The following is a 19,426-nucleotide window of genomic DNA, read 5'->3' on the forward strand; positions in this document are numbered from 1 at the left end:
AACACCCGATTCCTGCTCCTTCAGGATCGCGATGATCTGTTCTTCCGAGAAGCGGCTGCGTTTCATGTCCTGGTCCTGTTGCGGGGCCAGAACGAACTTCGAACTGGATTAGGACCGAGGGGCAACGTCACCACCCGTCTCGCAGCGACCGGCGCTTGTGGCTTCAGGCTGACGATGGAATTCCGCAAGGGGACCAACCTACCGAGACGGTTGCCTGCGGAGCGCGACAAATCAGGCTGTCGTCGCGGCTTCAGCGAGTATCGGCTCCCGGATGCCATAGACGCGCCTGGTATTCGCGATCGCTTCCGGCGTGACGTCGATCAACAGCGCGATGACGTCGCCGTCCTCATGCTGTAGGACTTTCCCCAGTTCAGTAATGCTCCACCCAAACGCACGCAGGCGTTTTGGCCAGAATGTCTCACAGACGACGCTGATCTGCCGAATGCCGAGTTTGTGGGCAACCTCCAGCACGCCGCACAACAAGATGCCGGCAACCGGAGGCGATCTGCCGCCACGATGCAAAGCGGGGCTGATGAAGAAGCGCGTCCATTCGAAGATGTCTGGCGCCCGCGGGGGTCCGGCGGGCGCGAGCTCAGGAAATACGTTGCCGAGAAGGTGGGGCTGCAGCGTCGGGACAAGGCGCGACCCGCCGACGATTTTGCCGAGGCTGTCGAGTGCCAGCAAGTAGACGGCGTGCTCGGTGTCGAACGCATCCATCTCGATATTGATGGGCCGCGCCAGTGCGCGCCATTGACGCCGTCTGACGTAAATATCATAGCGGATACGAAAGTATCGCTCCAGCTTGAGTCTGAATTTTTTCCTGTCGGCCCAAGTGACCACCTGGATTTGGACAACCATGGTCCCTCCCTACAAGGCAGGAGGGTAGGTCAGCGCCAGCAGGCGCCGCGTGCCGAGATTCCGGTATTGTCAGATCTGAATCTCATCCCTGCGCAGAGCCTTCACAACAGCGTGGACGACGTTGATTGCGTCGAGCTTGTCGCGGATGTTGCGCTGGTGGCTCTCGACGGTATGGGTCGTGATCCCGAGAATGCAAGCGATGTCCTCTGTCGTTTTGCCCTGGGCGCTCCACTGCAACAGTTCGCGCTCCCGCGGGGTCAAAGGCGAGCCCTCCTCGCTGTCTGGGTTGTTCCCGAAGTTGCTGACCTTGCGATACACGTGGACACAGAGCGTTTCGATCAGGGGCATCGAACCGGGTGGAATCTCGATCCGGTCGCTCGCTGCCGTCACGACCGCTGGGCCGGCCAGCGGGACATGGATTGGCACACAGATTCCATCTTTCATGCCAAATTCGGCTGCCTCGTCCATGACGAGACGGGCACGCGGTGTCAAACCACCAGCGGGCAATTGATGCCAGAGAAACGGCTCTGCGCTAAGGCGGCTGCGTGCGGCGCAAGGATCGTGAGGAAAGTGCCCTTCTGACTCGTAGCGTGTGAACCACTCGCTCGCCCATCCGTCATGCAGGATCGCACGATGCCACTCGCTGTCGTGAGGGACCGGCAATCCCGTGATCAGAAAACTGTGCAGGCCAAAACGCTGGAGAATCCCTTCAAATATTTCGAGGGCGCGCTCAGACGAGCATGCGGCGTCGATGTCGGATATCGTCGCGAAAAGCTCCAGAACGGCAGCGTTCGTCATCCATAGACCTCGGCGGGTCCCTCCAGCGCCAAATTCAACCTAAGCGTGTTTCACAACGCGCTTCAATGCGCTGCACGCCGATTGTCTATCATAGGAGTCAGTGCTGGCTCCATTCCTGGGCCGACGGCAGATCGGAAAGACTGAAAGTCAGTCGGCTTGGGGCTGGGCGAGCCGCTTGGCTGAACGTCTAGGTCGTCGCTCCGCAGCCCTTCCAGTGATCAGATCCTCGGGCTCAACGCCCAGTGCTCGCGCAAAGATTTCCAACGTATCCAGCGTGGCGTTACGCCGTCCGGCTTCCACGCTGCTGATATACGCCCGCGTGCGCCCCGAGATGAACGACAACTGCTCCTGCGAGAGCTTTCTCTCCCTTCGGAGTCGCTGGACGTTCAGACCAAAAACAGCGCGAAGTTTCATCGTACGAACGGTGCGGCGATGTGCACTATAGTGCGACACACTTTAGTGCACATTCCGCATTGACAGGGCGGTCATCGACTGTTTGAACCGCATAGCGATCGAACGATCCTGCTCGGGGGAATTGCGATGGCCGGCCAACCTGTTAGCAGAGTCTCGGGAGGTTGCTTGGACCCGAGCTTTCACCATCGACCAAAGCTGGAGATCGAGCATGCGAAGCGGCCCGCAGGGTCGGGTGCTGCGACCCCTGTTGGGTTCACCTGCATCCGCTGCTGCGCGTCCTACCCGCCGAGCATCGCAATCGATTCCAGAGGCTGCCCGGCCTGCCGGGACGCTGCGCCCGCCAATTTCAAGCCTGTCTACGCTTCGCCCGTTGATCCGTGCTCGATCGCACCAAACGCGCCGCGATCCCTCTGGCGCTATGCCCACTCGCTACCATGCTCGCCAAAGAACGCCGTTTCGCTCGGCGAGGGGCAGACGCCGCTGGTCAAAGCTGCCCGGATCGGCCCTGCGTTGGGAACCCGAAACCTCTTCATCAAGGATGAGGGCCGAAACCCGACCTGGTCGCACAAGGACAGGTTCTCGACGGTTGCGGTGTCACTCGCGCGCTCGCAAGGGGCAAAGGTCGTGGCGACGGCCTCATCGGGCAATGCCGGAGCCTCCTTGGCCGCCTACGCCGCACGTGCGGGACTGGCCTGTGTTGTCGCCACGTTTGGCGGCTCGGCCACCGCGATGCTGGCCCAGATCCGGAAATACGGCGCAACCGTTTTGCCGCTGGCCAACAAAATGGAGCGCTGGACCCTGCTTGCCGAAGCCGCGACCCGTTATGGCTGGTTCGTCGCGTCGCCCTATCATGCGCCCGTCATTGGCAGTCACCCCCTTGCCATCGAGGGCTACAAGACCATCGCATATGAAATCGTGGAGCAGTCGGGCGGCATCGCTCCCGACTGGTGCATTTTGCCGGTCTGCTACGGCGACGCCCTGTTCGGTGTCTGGAGGGGGTTTCAGGACCTGTACGCGCATGGCGCGATCTCCCGACTGCCCAGGTTGGTGGCAGCCGAGGTGCATGGCTCGCTGGCACAGGCGCTCGTTACCGGCAGTGACACGCTCGAAGAGCGCAGCCCGGCATTCGACAGCCTCGCCGTCTCGATCGGCGCGCCACGCAGCACTTATCAGGCGCTGAAAGCTTTGCGCGAGTCCTCCGGCCGCGCCGTGCCGTTGAGCAATGACGGGCTTGTGGAGATGCAGGAGCGCCTTGCCCGTGATGAAGGGATTTTCGCCGAACTGGCGTCGGTCACACCGCTTCTCGCCCTGGCGCGACTGCGTGAAGAGGGCGTCATAGCGCCCGATGATCATGTGGTGGCAGTCGTTACCGCCAGCGGGTTGAAGGATCTGGATCGATCGGCCGGCAAAGTTGAACATGAGACGATCTTTCGTTCGACCGACGAGGCCTGGGACTGGCTTGGGCGCAACGCCGCCGCGGTGATGGTTCGGTGAAAGGTTCGCGGCCCTAGGGATCAGTGAGAGCCACCTTCAATCTCGACTTCGTCATGGACGATCTGGTTCAGGCTCCGCCTCGCCCATTTGAGCCATGTCCAGTCCGTCTCGGAGCCAGGCTTGACCCTCGTAAGTTCTCGGGGCTCGGACGGCGGCGAGCAGGGCCAGCCAGGTAACGAGGCAAGCCACGTATCATCGAAGACCGTCGCCGCGTAGCGGTGACCCTCGTCCGGCATGATGACCGCGATCCGGGCGCCGGGCCGAGAGCGCGCAGCCCATCTGCCAACCAAGGCCGCCGCCGCGCTGGTCGGCCCCTGAAAGATGCCATGCTCGCGAAGCATGCGGCGAGCCTCGCTGAATGCCGGATAGGCCCCGACCCAGTGGACTTCGTCGATCAGCTCGTGCTGGAGGTTGCCAGGCAGGATGCTGTTGCCGAGACCGCGCAACAACCGCTTGCCGGCAGGGTGTCCAAAAAGGACGCTTCTGTGCGTGTCGACCGCGATGACGACGAGATGCGGAAAGATGGTGCGTAGAAACAGTCCCGTCCCGCAAAGCGACCCGCCGCTTCCGACACAGCCGACAAGACAGTCGATCTCGCCGACCGTCTGAACGAGTTGCTCGGCCAGCCGGGCATAGGCGAGCGCGTTTCCCGGATTGTCATATTGCCGCGGCCAAAAGCAGTAGGGCTCCTCGCGGCGAATGTGCTCGAGCCGCTTTAGGCGGCCCGCTTGATCACCGTTGCCGGCACGGTCCTCCGTGATGATCAACTGCACGCCCAACCAATCGAGGCGCGCCTTATAGTTCGCGTCGATCAGGCTTGAGGCCGTGACCAGGGTGAGCCGGTATCCGCGCGCTGCCGACAGCAGGGCAAGAGCCATGCCGAATGTGCCGGATGTGGACTCGACAATGCGCATTCCGGCCTCGAAAGCGCCGTCGGCGACCGCGCGGTCCAGTATATAGCGCGCCGGCATGAGCTTCATCAGCGGGAAGGCTGCCGCGATCAGATTTGGAGCCAGCGCCGCCATGCGAGGCGTTTCCAGCGCGCGGAAATAATCACCATCCAGGGTTACCATGTCGCGCCATCGTCGTTGATCTGGTGAAACTCGACATCGTGGAAGCCGCAGTTCCGCACCGAGACCGCAACGCTTTGCGCACGCTGTCGCAAGTTTGTGCCGGCGTGGTCGAAGAGAATGCCGAGCAGGGAGCCGCTATGCGCCACCTGAACGCCGCATGCGCCGGCGCCTTTCGCGATGTCGATGACTTGCTCGAGACGCCGTTTGGGCAGATGCCGCTGGCTGAGCACCGCGCTAGCGGTCGCCGCTCGTCCAAGGCAATTGGGATCCTGATGGCGGACCGCATAGGCGATCAGCGCGCGCAGAACACGGAACTGCTGTATCTCGATACTGTCATAGCGTGCAGGCGGCAGCGCGAGCGTGTCGATCGGCCGTCCTCCCACCGCCTTGAATCCGACCAGCAACAGAGGAGGTAACGAGCCGCCGAAATCCTCCAGGACGGCTCCCTCTCGCTGCGCGAAGAGAACGGCGTGCTCATTGAAGGCGAGAGCATCGCTGGCGCGTTCGGCGGCGACCGCGAGCTGGCTGACACGAGAAGGCTGCAACTGGACAGCGTGGGCTGCCGCCACGGCGCGAATGGCGGCGACGACATCCGCAGTGGATGAGCCGTAACCATGACCAATTGGGATGTTGCTCTGGATTTGCAGGAAGCCTCCTGCTGCAACGCCCAGATGGCTTAGCGTCTTGCGAGCCGCCAAGCCCGCCTTGATTTTGTCGCCGGGGTGCGTGGTGAGCTCAGGCGTCGCCGCACAGGTGAACGTCGCCGTCGATACCAACCTCGTGAGGGGGAGGGTGACCAAGCCGCGATGCAGTCGCCCGTGCCGGTCTTCGAAGACCCCTTGAACCAGCTCGCCATGATGGCCGCTTGCAGCCCCGACGCCGATCCTTCGCGACGGCTTGCCATTCTGTGCGGTTTTGGAGACTTCGGCCACGACGCGCTCCCAACGATCAGCATCTGAGTAGGGGTGGCTTTGGTGATGCAAATCTGCCTTCAGTAAATTCCGCCATTGACTCAAGGCCGACCGCCGCCGGCCGGCTGCTTAGGCGACAAAAGCCGATCGCCGTAGTGTCTTCCGGTATCAATTTCGTCGGAGGGGAGGGCGTCATACTCGTTTTATTGATCTGTTAACGTATCATTTTGTGTCACATGATCTGTATACGGATCAATCGTTTTGACGCATAAGAAAGATACCTATACGTATCAAGCCATCCGCGGACGAAACGTATAGGTTTCCATAATGTCATCGGAGTCGGCGGCCCTGCTGGAGATAGGTCGCCTGCTGAAGCAAACGCGGCATGCCGCGTCGTTGACGCAAGAGCAGGTCGCCGACCTCGCCGGCATATCGCGCCCCCGCTATCGCGATATTGAAACGGGCGTGGCCGCGGCGCGCGCCAACACCTTGATAAACATCACCCGCGCCCTGGGCCTGGAGATCATGCTGATCCCGCAAGCCATGGTTCCTGTCGTCAAATCCTTGCTACAGCCGCATGCCGACGAAGATCTGCCTGCGTTCGCTCCTCAACCCGAGGAGGGCGATCGTGGCTCTGAGGTCTGATGGGCTGGTAGCCCTCTCTTCTCTTAACGTCCTCTAACGCGAGCTGAAGGTTGGAACGATCGTCAAGACGCCAGGCGACTTCATCGCCTTCGCACGCTCTGACGCTCGCCCGGTATCATGCATTCCAGCTCGCCCAGACGAAGACTAGATCGGGCTACCAGTTGCCGGTCATGCCGCTCGGCGCTATGGCCCCTTTGTGCTGTGCTCGGCGATTTCGCGGGCGAGCAAGCGCGCTATCGTATGCGCCTCGCGGATACCCCACGCTGCCTTGTGTCCTCCGGACGCGCGACGGGACGCGTTCGCATTCGACGCCGAACCTGCCGAGAAGCGTCGGCAGCTAGCGGCGATCGAGGCCGACCTCGCGCAAGGTTGGAAAAGTCCCCGTGCCTTGGGTCGCGGCCTAGGCGATTTATCGCGAGAGCCGGTTCTCGTCGTCGATCAGAATGAGGCGGGTAGGGGCAGCGTCACCCCATCTCCAGAGCACGAGGTTCAAATCGTCTGCACTCGATCCGGCCGCAAAACTTCTGACGAGCAGGCCGGCATAGCCGGCGGTGATGAGACGCCGGGCAAATGCTTGCGGTCGTGCCTCCCGGTTCGCCTTCATCTGATCACGCCATGTCGTGTCCGCGAGGGCGGAGGCGTCCATAGCCTCTGTCGCGAGCGCCACTTCGTCGCGACAATCGAAGATGTTCTCGATGTCCGCCTCGTACGCAACGAGCGTCGTTGGCTGCAGGTTGCCGGCCTGATTGGCTTCCCTCAGGGCGGTCATGATCGTCAAGGATGTGTAGAGCGCCGGCACGCCCTTCGGATTGAACCGACCGCCGTACAATTGCGCGCCACGCCCTGACAGCGGTTCGCGCGCGAAAATCGGATTCAGTGCGCGAAACAGCGGCCCGCGATAGATCATCGTGTCAGGCTCAGGCGTGGACGCCGGCGTCCACCGCATCGATATAGTCGAGCACGTCTTCGGCGCGGCCGGCGCGAACCAGCTGCATCGCGGTCTGACCGGAAAAGCCTGAAAGCGGCTCGGAGCGATACCAAGCATAGGCCATCAGCGCGGACCCGAACCTCGGCTCGGTCTTATTGATGATCTCGACCATCTCGCGCAGACGGCGCTGGGTTCGTTCCGACCGGACGCGCTCCTTGCGCTGGATGGCATCCTTGCCCAGGCCGGCCGTCCGGGCGACCTCTTCGCTGGTCGTGCGAAAGGCGTCGGCGATCTTGCGCGGTGCGAAAAACCCGTCATCGGAATACTGGACAAGACTCATCTGGCCCTCCTGAGACATTCAGCCTCTCATAATGACGCAATATAGCGTCAGTCGCGGCGTCATTCAACGAAGAGTGGGATGGCAATAAGCGGGAGGGAATCCGCTTCGTGCAGAGGCCCATAATTCGCATAAGGAAGATTATGGAACTTCAAAGCAAAGCGATACGCTGAGCTTTTCTACCCGCCAGACCAGCGGCTTTGGACAGCTGCGCCAAAGATCGCCCATGTCGAAGGCATGGAATGGCAGTACCCCGATTTGGATGTCAGCCGGACCACCGCGTGCTATAGACCGAGAGTATCATCGATCCCAACCGGCCCCCTGCGAGTTCGGATGGCTCTTGCGCGTTGAATCAGCACTCGACCTCTCTTGCATCTCGCGCGTGCTTAATTCAGCGAGCTTGAACTTGTTGCCGCGCTCGAGCTCCTGAGCGATCCGGTCCTTCGCAAAAGCCAAAATCGGCTGTCGTAAAGCCGGATCTCGAACCGCCTTGGTCAGAGCTCCCTCGATCGCCGCCATTTGAGAACGCGCAGCTTTGACGACGTCGTCATCTCCGTGCCGGCGACGGTGGGCCGATCGAAAGATGTCGGCGCGGCGTTGGCCGGCAGAACGCAATGGTCGATCAGGTGTCGACGATAGAAGGGGAAGTGCGTCAATTTTGAAGGCCGACCCGTTGGTCGGAGGGACGGCCGACACGGCCTGGGACGGTTGAGCAGCGCGTTGCTGGGATTGTGGTTGGCTCCGCGCCGGATCGACATCCGCCTTGGTCCGCAACGACAGCGCGGCCCGGTCAACAGGATCGGGCTCATAACCGCGCACCGCCAATCCGCGCACGGAAGCCTCGATCCAACCCGTCCGTCGGAACTCGTGCGACCCAAGAAGCTCAACCTCCGTCCATCCTCGATGCTGCGCCACCGAAACCATATCGCGAACGACGCCAGCGTCTTCGAGCCGAGTCGCCAGGCGGTCGGTCGAGACCTTGAACGCCAGGTACTCGCCGCGCGGATCGACATAGATCTTCGCCACGTCGCCCGCGCCTGCTTCCGCGACATAGTATTTTCGGCGCAGCCGCTCCGGCATTCCGCTTTCAGACTGGCGCTCTGTCTCGCCGCCAAGATCGAATTGAGCCTGACCGGATTGTGTTTCGCCCTGCGGTGCGCTTGCAGCGCCTCGAGGCGACGACCTGCCAGCGCCCGCATCCCTCTCTCGGCCCCGTTCGATCGTGAACTCGCTCTGATCCTGACGGTCACCTTGCAAGGCGCATCTCCTTCATCGATCCGCCGGTCTCCTTGGTTGAAATGATCGCGGCGTCGATAACCTGCGAGCACCAGTTCTTGAGCTCATCCTCGGACAGCCCCTCCAGATCGACCGGCACATCGCCGAAATCAAACGTCGCATCGTCGGGGATCAACGACGGATCGGCTATCTCCTCATCCGTCATCGGCCGTGTCCGAAACGTCGCCTGAAGCTCGGCGACGGCAGATTTCAGCTCAGTGATCTCGCTCGCCAGCAGCATATTGGAGGGGCCGCGATTGGGCGCGATGACCGGTGGCGCCTTCAGACGCGCGGTGAACGCGGCGTCCTCGTAGTAGATGATCTTGTCGCAGATGATCGGCGGCACACTGGTCGCCAGAATGAATGCCTTCGATGGGGGGATCAGCTTGAGCTCCTGCGGCAGCATCAATGCGCGGCGCTGATCCGAGACCGACTCGCTGCGCTTGCCCGCCGACAGCCCCCAAGGCCGCGAGCGGCTTTTCGCCTGAACCGTATCGTAGCCGATCCGCTCGGACAGCTCGTTAGCGACATCCTGTTCCTTGGGAGCGAACACGACCTCGATCGCGTGGTTGGTCATGATGGTCTTGGCGAGGTCAGGGCCATAGATCGCCCGCAACTGCGCCGGGCTTTGAATGATGGTGAGCAGGCGAATCCCGTAGCCGGCGACGAAGGCGACGGATTTGGCGAGCACGCCGACATGGCCGAGCGCCGGGAACTCATCGAGCAGCAACAGGACGCGTCTGTTCAGCTTCGGGTTCTGCTCAGGCAGTTCCCTGCTGTTCAGATCGATGACCTGCTGGAAGAACAGGTTTAGCAGCGGCGCCATGCGGTCGAGATTGTCCGGCGTCACTCCAAGGAAGATCGATATCGGTCTGGCGCGCAGCTCGCGCAGATCAAAATCGTTTGCAGATGTCGCCGCGTCGATGCGCGGATTGAGCCAGAGGCCCAGCCTCGCCGTCGTGGTCTTTCGGACCGAGTTCATGGTGTTCTCGGACGCCGACAGAAAATCGTTCAGCGCCCCGATGCAATGCGATGACAGCGGCGCCGAGCTCTTGGCGCGCTCCTTCATCGCGGCCAGGAAATGCGCCTTCAGGTCGCTCGAGGCCGAGAGCTGTCGCAGGATTTCGCCAATTGTCAGCGGTAGGCCAGGTGTCTCGGCAACGTAACCGCCGATTGCGACGAAAGCCGAGCGGGCGGTCTCGAACCAGAACGGGTCGGCCCGGTTCTCGGCCGGGAATAGCATGACCGCGATGCGCTGGAGATCGTCGTAAAGGTCGACAGGATCGCGGCGCACATAAGCGAGTGGATTGTAGCGCGCGGTGCGACCCTGCTCGTCGAGGGGATCAAACAGGAAGATCGCCTGCCCGCTCGCCTCCCGGAAACCGGCGGTGCGGTCAAAGTTCTCCTTCTTGACGTCGAGCGCGACGACGGAATCCGGCCAGTTCAGCAGGTTCGGGATCACATAACTGACACCCTTCCCCGATCGCGTCGGGGCATAGGCCATGACGTGCTCAGGCCCGCCAAAGCAAAGAAACTTTCCGTCTTTCCGACCGAGCAGGATCCCCCGCTTGGACCTCAGACCTGCTTTGCGGATGTCGCGCTCGGTGGCAAAGCGAGCTTCGCCATGCAGCGGCCGTGGCCTTCTTCGCAGGATAAGACCAATGAGTCCGAAGGCTGCGATCGTCCCGGCCAGCGTGCCAAACGTAATCCAGCGATCGAGGCGCTCGTTTGTTCCGTAATGCGGCCAGGCAATCGCAAGCTCGTTCCAGTGGAATGCGCCATCGTGGTTGCGCAGGCCGAGCAGCAGCACGTTGGAGCCGACGAACAGGAAGATGGCGATGCCGGCAAGCGTGAGCGCAATCCGGAGCACCGCCCTACGCGCTGGCGAGGCGCTTTCGAACGGGGTCATAGTCGATCTCCGTGATGCGGAAGCGGCCTTGCTCGCGTTTCATCTGGATGACGATGTCAACGGTCTGGCGCAGCAGATTGCGGATGTCGTCGCGCGCCAGGTCCCGGCCCTCGGCGCTCTCCTTCACCAGCAAGGTCAACTGCTCGAAGGCGAGACGTGCCGAGTCGGCATGGACTGTCGTGATCGAGCCTGGATGCCCCGAGTTCACGTTGCGTAGATAGAAGAACGCCGTGCCGTCGCGCAGCTCCTGCAGCAGGATGCGATCGGGACGCATGCGCAGGCACGATTCAAGCAGCTCGCGTGGGCCGACCTTGGCGAGGCCTTGCCCGTCCTTGGCGTAGAGCAGTCGGACATGATTGGACTGCGGCACGACAAGTTCGGCCGTGTCCTCGATGGTGACAAGGCGCTCGGTCGCCGGAATCTGTGCGATCAGACCTTTTGACAGCGTTGTCTTGCCTGAGCCTGTTGCGCCTGAGATGACAATGTTGCGGCGGCTGCGAACGGCTAGAGTCAGGAATTCGCGCCAGTGCGCGGCATCGCGCAGGCGCAGCAGCTCCGTTTCGTCGTCAGAGAGATCATCGCTCGTGACGCGGATGTCGGAGAACAGGTTGCGCTCCTCAAAATCCTCGAGGGTCATGGTGACGGTCGACGGCTTTCGGATGGCCAGGCTGACGGTCCCCGCCGGTACTGCCGGTGGTACGACGATCTGGCAACGCTCCTCGCCCGGGAGCGTCGTCGAGACGATCGGATGATCTAGACCGATGTCCTGCCGCGTGTAGCCTGCGGCGGCCGTCGCCAGATGCATCAGATGCGTGTGGCTCAGATCGTGAAGTTCATGCCGATGCCAGCCGCCCGGTCCTTCCGTGAACACCTCGCCCGGGCGGTTGACGACGATCTCGGTGAGGTCCGCCTGCGACAGGAATGGCGCGAGCGGCATGAGATATCGTTCCAGCACGATGCGGCTGGCGTGCCGTTCGGAAGCGGTCGGAGCCGTCGGCGTGGCCCGTGCAACGATAACTTCGCATTGGGCTTCCACAGGCGAAGGCGCGAGCGCGGTCATGGCTTTGTAACCCGCGAGCCGGCAGCCACGCCGGCATCGAAGCCCGGCACAGTGCGATCCAAAATCCGCGCGCGGCTTTCGATCCGCTTCAGATCGTAGACTGAGGAGAAGTCGAGATCGCGAGCGACGAAGATGGTGACGCGCTCGCCCTGATTTTTGTTCAGGGTCGGGGGAATGTCGATGGAGCGCTCGACGGCGATGCCGGCGGCCGTATTGGCCGCGCCCGACGTGTTGCGGATCTCGATATCGGCATCGTCGAGCTGTTTGCGGCCGATCGCGGCCGCGTCGCTGACGACCGAGAGCAGAAGTGCTGCGCCAAAGCGCTCCCAAAAATGGGTGTCGATCTCGCCGTCGAAGCCGGCACGGCCGAGCGCGTCGGTCGCAGGCGACGCAAGCGCCACGATGACACCGGTCGGGGTTTTTGCCCTCGTCCAAAGCACGAACATGCGCTTGGAGCCCTTCCGGACCTGGCCGCGATACTCGCCGACGATCTGGGTGCCCTTCTCCATCAGTACGACATGGCCGGAGTCCGACAGGACATCGCGCAGCACAATGCAGGAGACGAACCCCGGCACATCCGACGACATTGCCGTCTCAAGCACGCATGGAATCGCCGTACCTTGAGTCACCACGAGATTGCGGTTGGGCAGGCGAGCGGCGCGCACGCCTTCGATCGACGTTGCCCTGAGCTTGTCGGCAAGGTCGTTCCGAGGTTCTCCTGCTACTGCCAACAGAGGCGATCCGGGCAATGAGACCCCCTGCCCTGCCCCGTCGCCGCCCGGAGCTCCGCGGCCAGGCCGGTTGAAGGCGAGCACCGGCGCGCGCCGGGCACTTTCCATCAGCTTATCGGTCTGCGGCGCAGCGGCGGCCGGCGCGAGCTGAGGCGGCAGGACTGGCACGGCAGCCTGCTGAACCGGGGCCGGCATTGGCGCCTCGCGAGCAGGCTCGAATGCAGTGGTCTGGCGGATGATCGGTTTTGTGGAGCCCTGCTCGACAGGCTTTTCCGATTTCCAGGTGCTCCAGATCACGAGGACTGAGAACGCGATCAGCGCAGCCGCACCGATACCGCGCTTGGCGAGCGCCCGGCCCGAACCCTCGACAGGTCCTGAGACGGGAGTGATGCCGCGCTCGCCTTCTACGCCGGAAGGCGCCGTCTGATCAGCCATGACCTGCTCCTCAGCGGCGCCGTGGCGCGGGTTGCTTTTGGGTCCGAGCGATGCTCGGGCTCGTCGTGCCAGTGCCTGGGCTCCTGCCGACGGCGTCAAAGGCCTCGTTGAAGATGCAGAGCACCTCATTGCCGCGGCGCAGCCGGAACTCGCGCGCGGTGGCATGGACAACGACAAGCTCGCCTCGGACATCCTTCGGGACGAGGCTCTCGGCGCCATCGGAGCCGACCATGGAGATCGCCGGAACTTCGCGATTGCCGGCGAAGCGGAAGCTCGTGACCTTGCCGTCGTCAAAAACGCTGTCGGGCTCTAGATCGGCTGCACCCTGCGCTGAGAACCGCCAATTGCGCGCGCCGTACTGCTGGTGGAGATCGAACGTCTGCTCGATCACAACCCCCTCGCGCTGCTGGCCACGCGCTTCGGTCTCGGCGCGACGCCGGTCGGCTTCGTCGGCCGGGTAAGAGTACTTCACGACAAAATAGCTCTCCTTGAGCGAAGCTTCCGCGATCGCGAGCTCGAACTGGTAAGAGCGCTTGCGACCGTCGCGCCGCGTCGTCACGACCTGCAGATTGGTCGGCGGATGCTTTTCACGGGGCTTCAGGAATAGGATCGAGCCGGCCGGCGCGACCTCCCAGGCGATCGAGTCGCCGATCGCGACATGGGCGATTTCCTCATCCTCGGCAAAAATAACCTGCGTGGACGCCCGGATCACGCCATTGACCTTGACGACATTGGCGGGGTCATACGCAACGAAGCGCACCCGCTCGTCGCGCGCCCCTGCGGTCGGGAGTTGCAAGGCAAGGGACGGCAGTCCAATGCTGATCGCCAGGACCAGCCCGCACCAGATTGCGATGGCGCGGCGGCTCATGGCGCGACCTCCGGATCTGCGCGGTATTCCGAGACGAGGAAGCCGAGCGGGTTGATCAGGCGATCGGTCGAGGAGACCGGCGCGTTGACATAGGCGAAGGTCAGGGTCGCGATCCAATGCGTGACCTTGACCTCCTCGCCCTTGCGGCTTTCCTTGAGGAACCGGACAGAGGCGAGGTTGTCGGCCAGCAGCGAGATCGCCTTTATCCGCACCTCGGCAACGCCGAAGCGGCCATGCAGAACCTGCGGGCTTTCGGGGTTCGAGCCGCGATAGACGGCAGCGAAACGGGCCTGCTCTGACTGCGACGACAGCAGCGCCACCGTCTGGAAATTCCTGGCGGCCTCGGCCTGACTGAATCCCTCGCGCGCGCGGACATAGCGGCCGAGGAAGTACTTCGTGACCGCCTCGTCGTAGGTTCGCGGGGACGAGCCGAGGGCCGAGACTGTCTCGACGATGCCGGTTGCGTTATCGACGCGTATGACGAAAGGCTCGACGGTCTTCAGTGGCGCAAGCGCCGCAATCGCGCCGACGGCGGCTGTCGCGAGCACGCAGGCTGCCGTTGCCACGAACCAGGCCAGCCGCTTCGACCGTTGCGCCGTTAGCAGCAGATCCTGCTCCCAGCGCCGGGCATTGTCGAAGTAGTCCTTCAGGTCGTCGGGCCTAACCATGGCGCGGGGCCTCGCCACAGGCTCGGAACGACCGCGCGATGTCGAAGGCGGACTGGGCTGTGGCAACCTGGCCGATGCCGCGGGCAGGCAGCTCTTGCTGGGACTGGCCGAGCCGTTTGACGACAGGCGTGTCAGGCTGCGTCGCAGCCGGGGGCGTAGCTTCCCAATCCCACAGCGACCGGTTGAGAGGGCGTTTTGCCGAACCGTCGCAGGACGGCGCGCCCTTGTTCATGGCGGCACAGCCCGTCACGGTTATGGCCAGCAAGACGCTGGTGATCACGCGACATCTCATTGAACAAGTCCTTCTTCGCCTCATCGGGCGGATGCTGGTGTTCCTGTTATGCGGGTGAATTCAGACGCGCCTGATCTCGCCGCCCTGGCGACGGGCGCGGATGCGGGTTGCTGCGCGATAGGCGGCGGCCTGTGCGCCGGCATACGCGCCAACGGCAGCCGAAGCGGCGTTTGCTGTAATGGCACTGGTGACGACGCGAGCGGCCAGCGACGCGCCGCCGCCGGCAAGGCCTCCAGCGATTGCAGGAAGTTGCAAGGCGATGTAGGCGGCAAGGCCGAGGACCGCGCTAATTGCGACAGCACCTACCATGAGGCCACCGCCGGTCGTCGTACCGGCCCCGTATTTCTCGACGAAGTTTTGTACCGACGTCAGCATAAGCCCGACCAGCGCCACTACAAGCACGTGCAAAATGACAAAATTCGCGACCTGACGCGTCCAGGCTTCTGTGAAGGGTCGCGTGGCATCGAATAATGCGAGCGCAATGAAGATCGGCCCGAGCGCTATGACGACCGCTAATCCGATCTTGGCATAGAGCAGGATGGCGAACTGCAGGAAACCCGAGACGGCGGTAAAAACCGCAAGTATTGCCGCAATCAGGGCTGGCGCGATTGTGGTCAGGCCGGCCTGTTCATAGATCTTCTGCGACACTTCGATGCCTTTGGTAAGGAGGCGATCAAAAGGTTGTCCGGAGGACGTGTCTAGCGCGGTTCCGGCCAAAGCGTTCCCGATCTCTTTTGGCAACGACGTGAAGAAGAGGTTGGTCACGTACTGCTGGAACGAGCTTGCATTTGAGGCGAGGAGCACGATCAGGACGAGCCTCATCGCTCGCCAGGCAAACTCCTGGATTGGCTCGGCGATCGCCCCGCGCATGACGGCAAAGCCGTACAACACGACATAGAGCAGCACGGCAACTCGCAACGGACCGTCGACAAAAGACGCGAGGTTCGAGACCGACGTCGACACGAACGTCGTAATCGGCTGTTCGAATTCTTTGAGGAAGTCGTCGAAAATTGTGATCGCCATGTCTGATCACTGCTTCAAAGAACCGAGTGCACGCGCCCAGTCGAGCATCAGAACGCGCCCGTGTGCCAGGCCCGCATCGATACGCGGCGGTTTGCCGCGCTGATTACTTGGAATGGACCGACATGGCTTCCATGTGCCTTCCAGCGCATCTGGGTTTCCGAGTAACCAGGCAGTTGTCGGAGTCGCGGCACGCTTCAGGAGCAGCTGGGGCCCGCTGTCATTGCTGAGCGGCGTCCCGTCGAATTGCTCGACGCAGCCATTGAGCAGACGTAAAACGGCCAGCGAATCTGCCGAGAGCGATCTCATTGCAGCGCCGCCTTCATCTCGTCGACAAGTTGCCGCTCGCGCTCTTTCTGCCGCTGACCGTCCATGTCGCTCCGCGCCTGCTGCACCATGGCCAGCCCCTGCATGCGCAGCACCTCGTTCTGCAGGAGCGCCTGCTCCGCCTGAATGCGCGCAGAGAGATCCAGCACGTCCTTGGCGTCCCTGGACCCTGTGATCTTCTGGCGGAGTTCTTCCAACCCATCGATACGTTTTGATGCCGTGTCGTAGACGCTTTGGCCGATCGAATGCTTCGCGCCGGTCTGGCGCGCGATGCGGTCGAGCTCGGTGCGATAGAACGAATTCGCATCGCCGCCCTGATAGGCGCGATTCTGATCGAGATAGCGATCGACGAGGCCAGCAAGCGATCCGCCGCCGCCCGAGACCAGCTTCTCGATCTCGCCAAACTCTTTCGGCAGGTTTTTCCGGAATTCATCGCTGCTCAAAAGCGAGGCGACATCGTTGACGTCCGTCAGCTTGTTGAAGCTTTCGTAGAGCTGCTTGGCCTGAGTCAGCTGCGCTTTCATCATTTCGATTTGCTCGGCCAGCTTGCCGATCTGCTCGACATGTTTTGCGATCGCGCTGGCGTCGAACACCGGAACGCCTTGCTGGGCGACGCTGAGTGCGGGCAATCCAGCCAGTGCTGCGGCAATTAGCAGGCGAGATACTCTCATCGGTCGATCCTTCTCTCGGCATGGAAGCGGGGCAGGAACGCTTCGGGGTTGTCTCCGACCTCGGCGCGGATGCGGTCGAGCAGCTCGACGGTCTCGGTGCGGCCCGACAGCACGGCGAGCGCCTCATTCATGCCGCCGAGGTCGAGCTCGGCGACGACGGACTGGCCGTTCTGTTTGACCAGGAAGCGCCGGCTCTCGGCCGACAGCTCTTCTTTGATCAGCCGGAACTCGGTTTCAGTGAGATGGAAGCCATCGACATAGTCCGAGCGCGTGCCGCGCGGGTTCGGCATGAAGATTTGCGTCGGGCACTGTTCGACGATGGTGTGGGCAATTGGAGACGCCAGCGCATCGCGCGGCGATTGCGTCCCGAAGACCATGACGCCGTTCTGCTTTCGGATCGTCTTGAGCTTGTCGTTGGCGAGCGCTCGAAAGGCGTCGTCGCCGAGCGCCTTCCAGAATTCGTCGATGTCGATGATGATGCGGCGGCCGTCGATGAGCTGCTCGACGCGATGGAACAGCACCATCATCAGCGGCGTGCGCACGACCGGATGTTCGAGCACGTCGGTCATGTCGAAGCCGATGAAGTCGGCGTCTAACGCGATCGCGTCCTCGTCAGCATCGAGGACCCAGCCGAGCGCAGAGCCGTTGCACCATCGTTCGAGCCGGGCACCAATCCCCTCGCGATCTTGTTGTCCGAGAAACGCGCGCAGCGCCGATAGCGAGCGCTCCTCACGCGACAGGGCGCGCATGGCCTCGAGGCTGGAATCGATGCGCTCTTCATCGACGGCGGAGAGCGCCCTGCCCTCGACCGTGACGAGCTTGCGAACGAGCTCTCCGAGGAAAGCAAGATTAGCCGGCGTCAGCTCGAGCGCCTTCAACGGCGCGCAACCGGTTGGTACGCCATTCTTGAGCGTGAGATAGGTGCCGCCCGAAGCGCGCACGAAGATTTCGGCGCCGCGGTCCTTGTCGAACATAACGCGTTGGCAGCCAAATCTTTCCGCCTCGGCGAGCAGGAAGTTTTGCAGCACTGTTTTACCAGAGCCTGACGGGCCGCAAATGAAGGTGTTGCCCAGGTCGCCGGCATGGAATGAGAAATGATAGGGTGAGCCCGAGGCCGTCTTCAGCATGGCGGCCGATGGTCCCCAATGATTTTCGTTAGCCTTACCGGTCGGATGGCTATGGAACGGCGATAGCGCCGCAAAATTGCGCGAGGTAATCGCGCCCGATCGGGCCCGGTGGTTGAACAGGCCCGGCATCTGCGCCCAGTATGCGGCCTCAAGACCGAGATCTTCGCGCGCGACGACCGCGCCGGCCTCGGCTAAAACTCGGCGCGCTTGAGCCATTGTCTCGAGCAGCACTTTTGGGTTTTCGGCGCGCACCAGCAGCGAGAGATGATGTTCGCCCATGACAAAGCGGTTGGATTCAAGATCGTCCAGCGCATCGGTCAGGTCGTCGATCTGGGAAGCCGCGACGTCCTGGGTTGAGACGAGCTGATTTTGCTTGCGCGTCAGCACGGTTTTGGCGTCCGCCTTCGACAGGAAGGCGAAGCTCTGCGAAAGCACGAACTCGAACGGAACTGAGAGCAGGCCGTTCAGCATGCCGGGCTTGGTCGAGGCCGGATAATCCTTCAGGCCGAACATGCCAGCATAAAGCGAGCCGCCGGCCGCGCGAACCTCGATCGCTTCGCGGCCGAAGATGACGCGGTTGGTGTAGATGGCCGAACCGATCCGACCTTGAGGCAAGGCTGTCGGGAAATCCTCGCTCGATGCCAGCAGATGCAGGAGTCGCATCGGTTCCGAAAACAGCATGCCGTCATGCTCGACGAGGCCCAGCTTTTTTGGACCGTAGCGATCGAGCGCAGCCGAGATGTCTCGTGCGGCATCATCCAGCCGCTTCAAGGCGGCGGCCTCGACCTCCCCTCCCCTGCCGCGCGCCTGATTGAGCCGGGAAATGAAGCCGGCTGCGGCTTCCGCACGATCTCGACCGGGATGGACGACGATCGTGAGGTAGAGCTCGTTGCGGAACAGCTGCGCACCCCGGAGGGCCTCGCGATACCCGGCGTCGAGATCGCGCGCGAAAGCGGAGAAGAACACACCATCGGGATAGGACGCGTCCCGCCGCCGGATCAGATGCGCCCAGAGTGCGAGCCGGTCGTCGGCGAGATTGCGCAGTGTGAGATTGAGCTTGCCGTGAAGGTCGTTGAGATCACGGACATCGGCCGTCTCAAAGGCGATGCCATCGAGACGGATCGTCGTCATCAAAGCCCGCGTCGAGAGGCTGACGACGGTCTCCGTCACGTGTCGAACGTAGGGTAGGTGAACGTTCGGGTCGATCTCGCGAGCTCTCATGCGCGTAGCGTCAGCCATGGTCGATCTCGCGGTTTTTGAAGCGGCGAAGGAGGTGCAAGGGCGTCGGTGATGACCCACCCCAGACCGCGCCATTGCGTGCGCGTCCGCGAGTTTCCAACCAAGCGACGATCAGTCTGAACTGGTTGGGATCATGCCGGCAGATTGCGCGGCAAATCAGATGGATGGGCAGGGCGGCCAGGCCATAGACGATCGAACCTGCCACCAAGAAGAGGATACAGGAGGCCATCACGTTGATGGCCATCGCCTCCATGGTCACGCCCGCAATCATCGCTGGCCTGGTGCAGGCGAGAAACAGCGTATCCTCGATCAGGCGTTCGGGTTCGCTCGTCATCGCGGCCGCGTC

21 protein-coding genes are annotated in these 19,426 nt (G+C 62.5%); 2 read left to right on the top strand and 19 right to left on the bottom strand.

All coding sequences use genetic code 11. The annotated features are described in order from the left end of the window. Positions 1-231: 231 nt before the first annotated feature. From V7S63_RS26180 to V7S63_RS26190, 3 genes are all read right to left on the bottom strand, one after another. Positions 232-858: an acyl-homoserine-lactone synthase gene (locus V7S63_RS26180; protein ID WP_336532449.1), complete on the bottom strand. Its 627-nt coding sequence runs from the start codon at positions 856-858 to the stop codon at positions 232-234. A 69-nt stretch (positions 859-927) separates the two neighbouring features. After that, entirely contained in the window at positions 928-1,656 is a 729-nt protein-coding gene (locus tag V7S63_RS26185; protein WP_336532450.1) for a helix-turn-helix transcriptional regulator, read from the bottom strand. Positions 1,657-1,803: 147 nt separating this feature from the next. After that, positions 1,804-2,070, bottom strand: coding sequence for a helix-turn-helix domain-containing protein (locus V7S63_RS26190; protein WP_336532451.1), 267 nt, complete (start codon positions 2,068-2,070; stop codon positions 1,804-1,806). Positions 2,071-2,271: 201 nt separating this feature from the next. On the opposite strand from V7S63_RS26190, the gene V7S63_RS26195 reads away from it, so the two are divergent. Then, positions 2,272-3,564 carry a threonine synthase gene (locus tag V7S63_RS26195; protein ID WP_442896525.1) on the top strand — a complete coding sequence of 431 codons (1,293 nt, stop codon included), beginning with the start codon at positions 2,272-2,274 and terminating at the stop codon, positions 3,562-3,564. 20 nt (positions 3,565-3,584) lie between these two features. On the opposite strand, the gene V7S63_RS26200 is transcribed toward V7S63_RS26195, so the two are convergent. Further along, positions 3,585-4,637, bottom strand: a complete 1,053-nt coding sequence (locus tag V7S63_RS26200) for a PLP-dependent cysteine synthase family protein (RefSeq protein ID WP_336532452.1) — start codon at positions 4,635-4,637, stop codon at positions 3,585-3,587. Further along, a complete protein-coding gene (locus tag V7S63_RS26205) occupies positions 4,631-5,569 on the bottom strand; it encodes a GHMP family kinase ATP-binding protein (protein WP_336532453.1) in 939 nt (312 codons plus the stop codon). The genes V7S63_RS26200 and V7S63_RS26205 overlap by 7 nt, the downstream gene beginning before the upstream one ends. A 306-nt stretch (positions 5,570-5,875) precedes the next feature. On the opposite strand from V7S63_RS26205, the gene V7S63_RS26210 reads away from it, so the two are divergent. Then, positions 5,876-6,193: a helix-turn-helix domain-containing protein gene (locus tag V7S63_RS26210; protein WP_336532454.1), complete on the top strand. Its 318-nt coding sequence runs from the start codon at positions 5,876-5,878 to the stop codon at positions 6,191-6,193. Positions 6,194-6,602: 409 nt separating this feature from the next. Here V7S63_RS26210 and V7S63_RS26215 read toward each other — a convergent pair whose 3' ends face one another. The 14 genes from V7S63_RS26215 to V7S63_RS26280 form a co-directional block, all read right to left on the bottom strand. Continuing rightward, a complete protein-coding gene (locus V7S63_RS26215; RefSeq protein ID WP_336532455.1) occupies positions 6,603-7,100 on the bottom strand; it encodes an RES family NAD+ phosphorylase in 498 nt (165 codons plus the stop codon). A 10-nt stretch (positions 7,101-7,110) separates the two neighbouring features. Then, positions 7,111-7,461, bottom strand: a complete 351-nt coding sequence (locus tag V7S63_RS26220; RefSeq protein WP_336532456.1) for an antitoxin Xre/MbcA/ParS toxin-binding domain-containing protein — start codon at positions 7,459-7,461, stop codon at positions 7,111-7,113. 297 nt (positions 7,462-7,758) lie between these two features. Further along, complete coding sequence (locus V7S63_RS26225) at positions 7,759-8,715, bottom strand: LPD7 domain-containing protein (protein ID WP_336532457.1); 957 nt, start codon at positions 8,713-8,715, stop codon at positions 7,759-7,761. Further along, positions 8,705-10,543: a type IV secretory system conjugative DNA transfer family protein gene (locus V7S63_RS26230; protein WP_336532458.1), complete on the bottom strand. Its 1,839-nt coding sequence runs from the start codon at positions 10,541-10,543 to the stop codon at positions 8,705-8,707. Before V7S63_RS26230 ends, V7S63_RS26225 begins: the two co-directional genes overlap by 11 nt. Positions 10,544-10,607: 64 nt before the next feature. After that, positions 10,608-11,579 (bottom strand): P-type DNA transfer ATPase VirB11, encoded by a 972-nt coding sequence (gene virB11 / locus V7S63_RS26235; RefSeq protein ID WP_336532544.1) that lies wholly within the window; start codon positions 11,577-11,579, stop codon positions 10,608-10,610. Between the two features lie 119 nt (positions 11,580-11,698). Continuing rightward, positions 11,699-12,868 carry a type IV secretion system protein VirB10 gene (virB10, locus tag V7S63_RS26240; RefSeq protein ID WP_336532545.1) on the bottom strand — a complete coding sequence of 390 codons (1,170 nt, stop codon included), beginning with the start codon at positions 12,866-12,868 and terminating at the stop codon, positions 11,699-11,701. 10 nt (positions 12,869-12,878) lie between these two features. Beyond that, positions 12,879-13,736, bottom strand: coding sequence for a P-type conjugative transfer protein VirB9 (gene virB9, locus V7S63_RS26245; RefSeq protein WP_336532459.1), 858 nt, complete (start codon positions 13,734-13,736; stop codon positions 12,879-12,881). Beyond that, positions 13,733-14,404, bottom strand: a complete 672-nt coding sequence (locus tag V7S63_RS26250) for a VirB8 family type IV secretion system protein (RefSeq protein ID WP_336532460.1) — start codon at positions 14,402-14,404, stop codon at positions 13,733-13,735. Before V7S63_RS26250 ends, virB9 begins: the two co-directional genes overlap by 4 nt. Beyond that, entirely contained in the window at positions 14,397-14,684 is a 288-nt protein-coding gene (locus V7S63_RS26255; RefSeq protein ID WP_336532461.1) for a type IV secretion pathway protein, read from the bottom strand. Before V7S63_RS26255 ends, V7S63_RS26250 begins: the two co-directional genes overlap by 8 nt. A 72-nt stretch (positions 14,685-14,756) precedes the next feature. Beyond that, positions 14,757-15,719, bottom strand: a complete 963-nt coding sequence (locus tag V7S63_RS26260; RefSeq protein WP_336532462.1) for a TrbL/VirB6 family protein — start codon at positions 15,717-15,719, stop codon at positions 14,757-14,759. A gap of 6 nt (positions 15,720-15,725) precedes the next feature. Next, a complete protein-coding gene (locus tag V7S63_RS26265) occupies positions 15,726-16,025 on the bottom strand; it encodes a hypothetical protein (protein ID WP_336532463.1) in 300 nt (99 codons plus the stop codon). Then, positions 16,022-16,714 (bottom strand): P-type DNA transfer protein VirB5, encoded by a 693-nt coding sequence (gene virB5 / locus V7S63_RS26270; RefSeq protein WP_336532464.1) that lies wholly within the window; start codon positions 16,712-16,714, stop codon positions 16,022-16,024. The genes V7S63_RS26265 and virB5 overlap by 4 nt, the downstream gene beginning before the upstream one ends. Further along, on the bottom strand, positions 16,711-19,080 hold the full coding sequence (locus V7S63_RS26275; RefSeq protein ID WP_336532465.1) for a VirB4 family type IV secretion/conjugal transfer ATPase: 2,370 nt from the start codon (positions 19,078-19,080) through the stop codon (positions 16,711-16,713). Before V7S63_RS26275 ends, virB5 begins: the two co-directional genes overlap by 4 nt. Continuing rightward, positions 19,073-19,414, bottom strand: a complete 342-nt coding sequence (locus V7S63_RS26280) for a VirB3 family type IV secretion system protein (RefSeq protein WP_091840149.1) — start codon at positions 19,412-19,414, stop codon at positions 19,073-19,075. Before V7S63_RS26280 ends, V7S63_RS26275 begins: the two co-directional genes overlap by 8 nt. Positions 19,415-19,426 lie beyond the last annotated feature (12 nt).

The organism is Allobosea sp. CCNWLY174, assembly GCF_037120455.1.
In the GTDB taxonomy this organism is placed as follows: Bacteria; Pseudomonadota; Alphaproteobacteria; order Rhizobiales; family Beijerinckiaceae; genus Allobosea; species Allobosea lupini.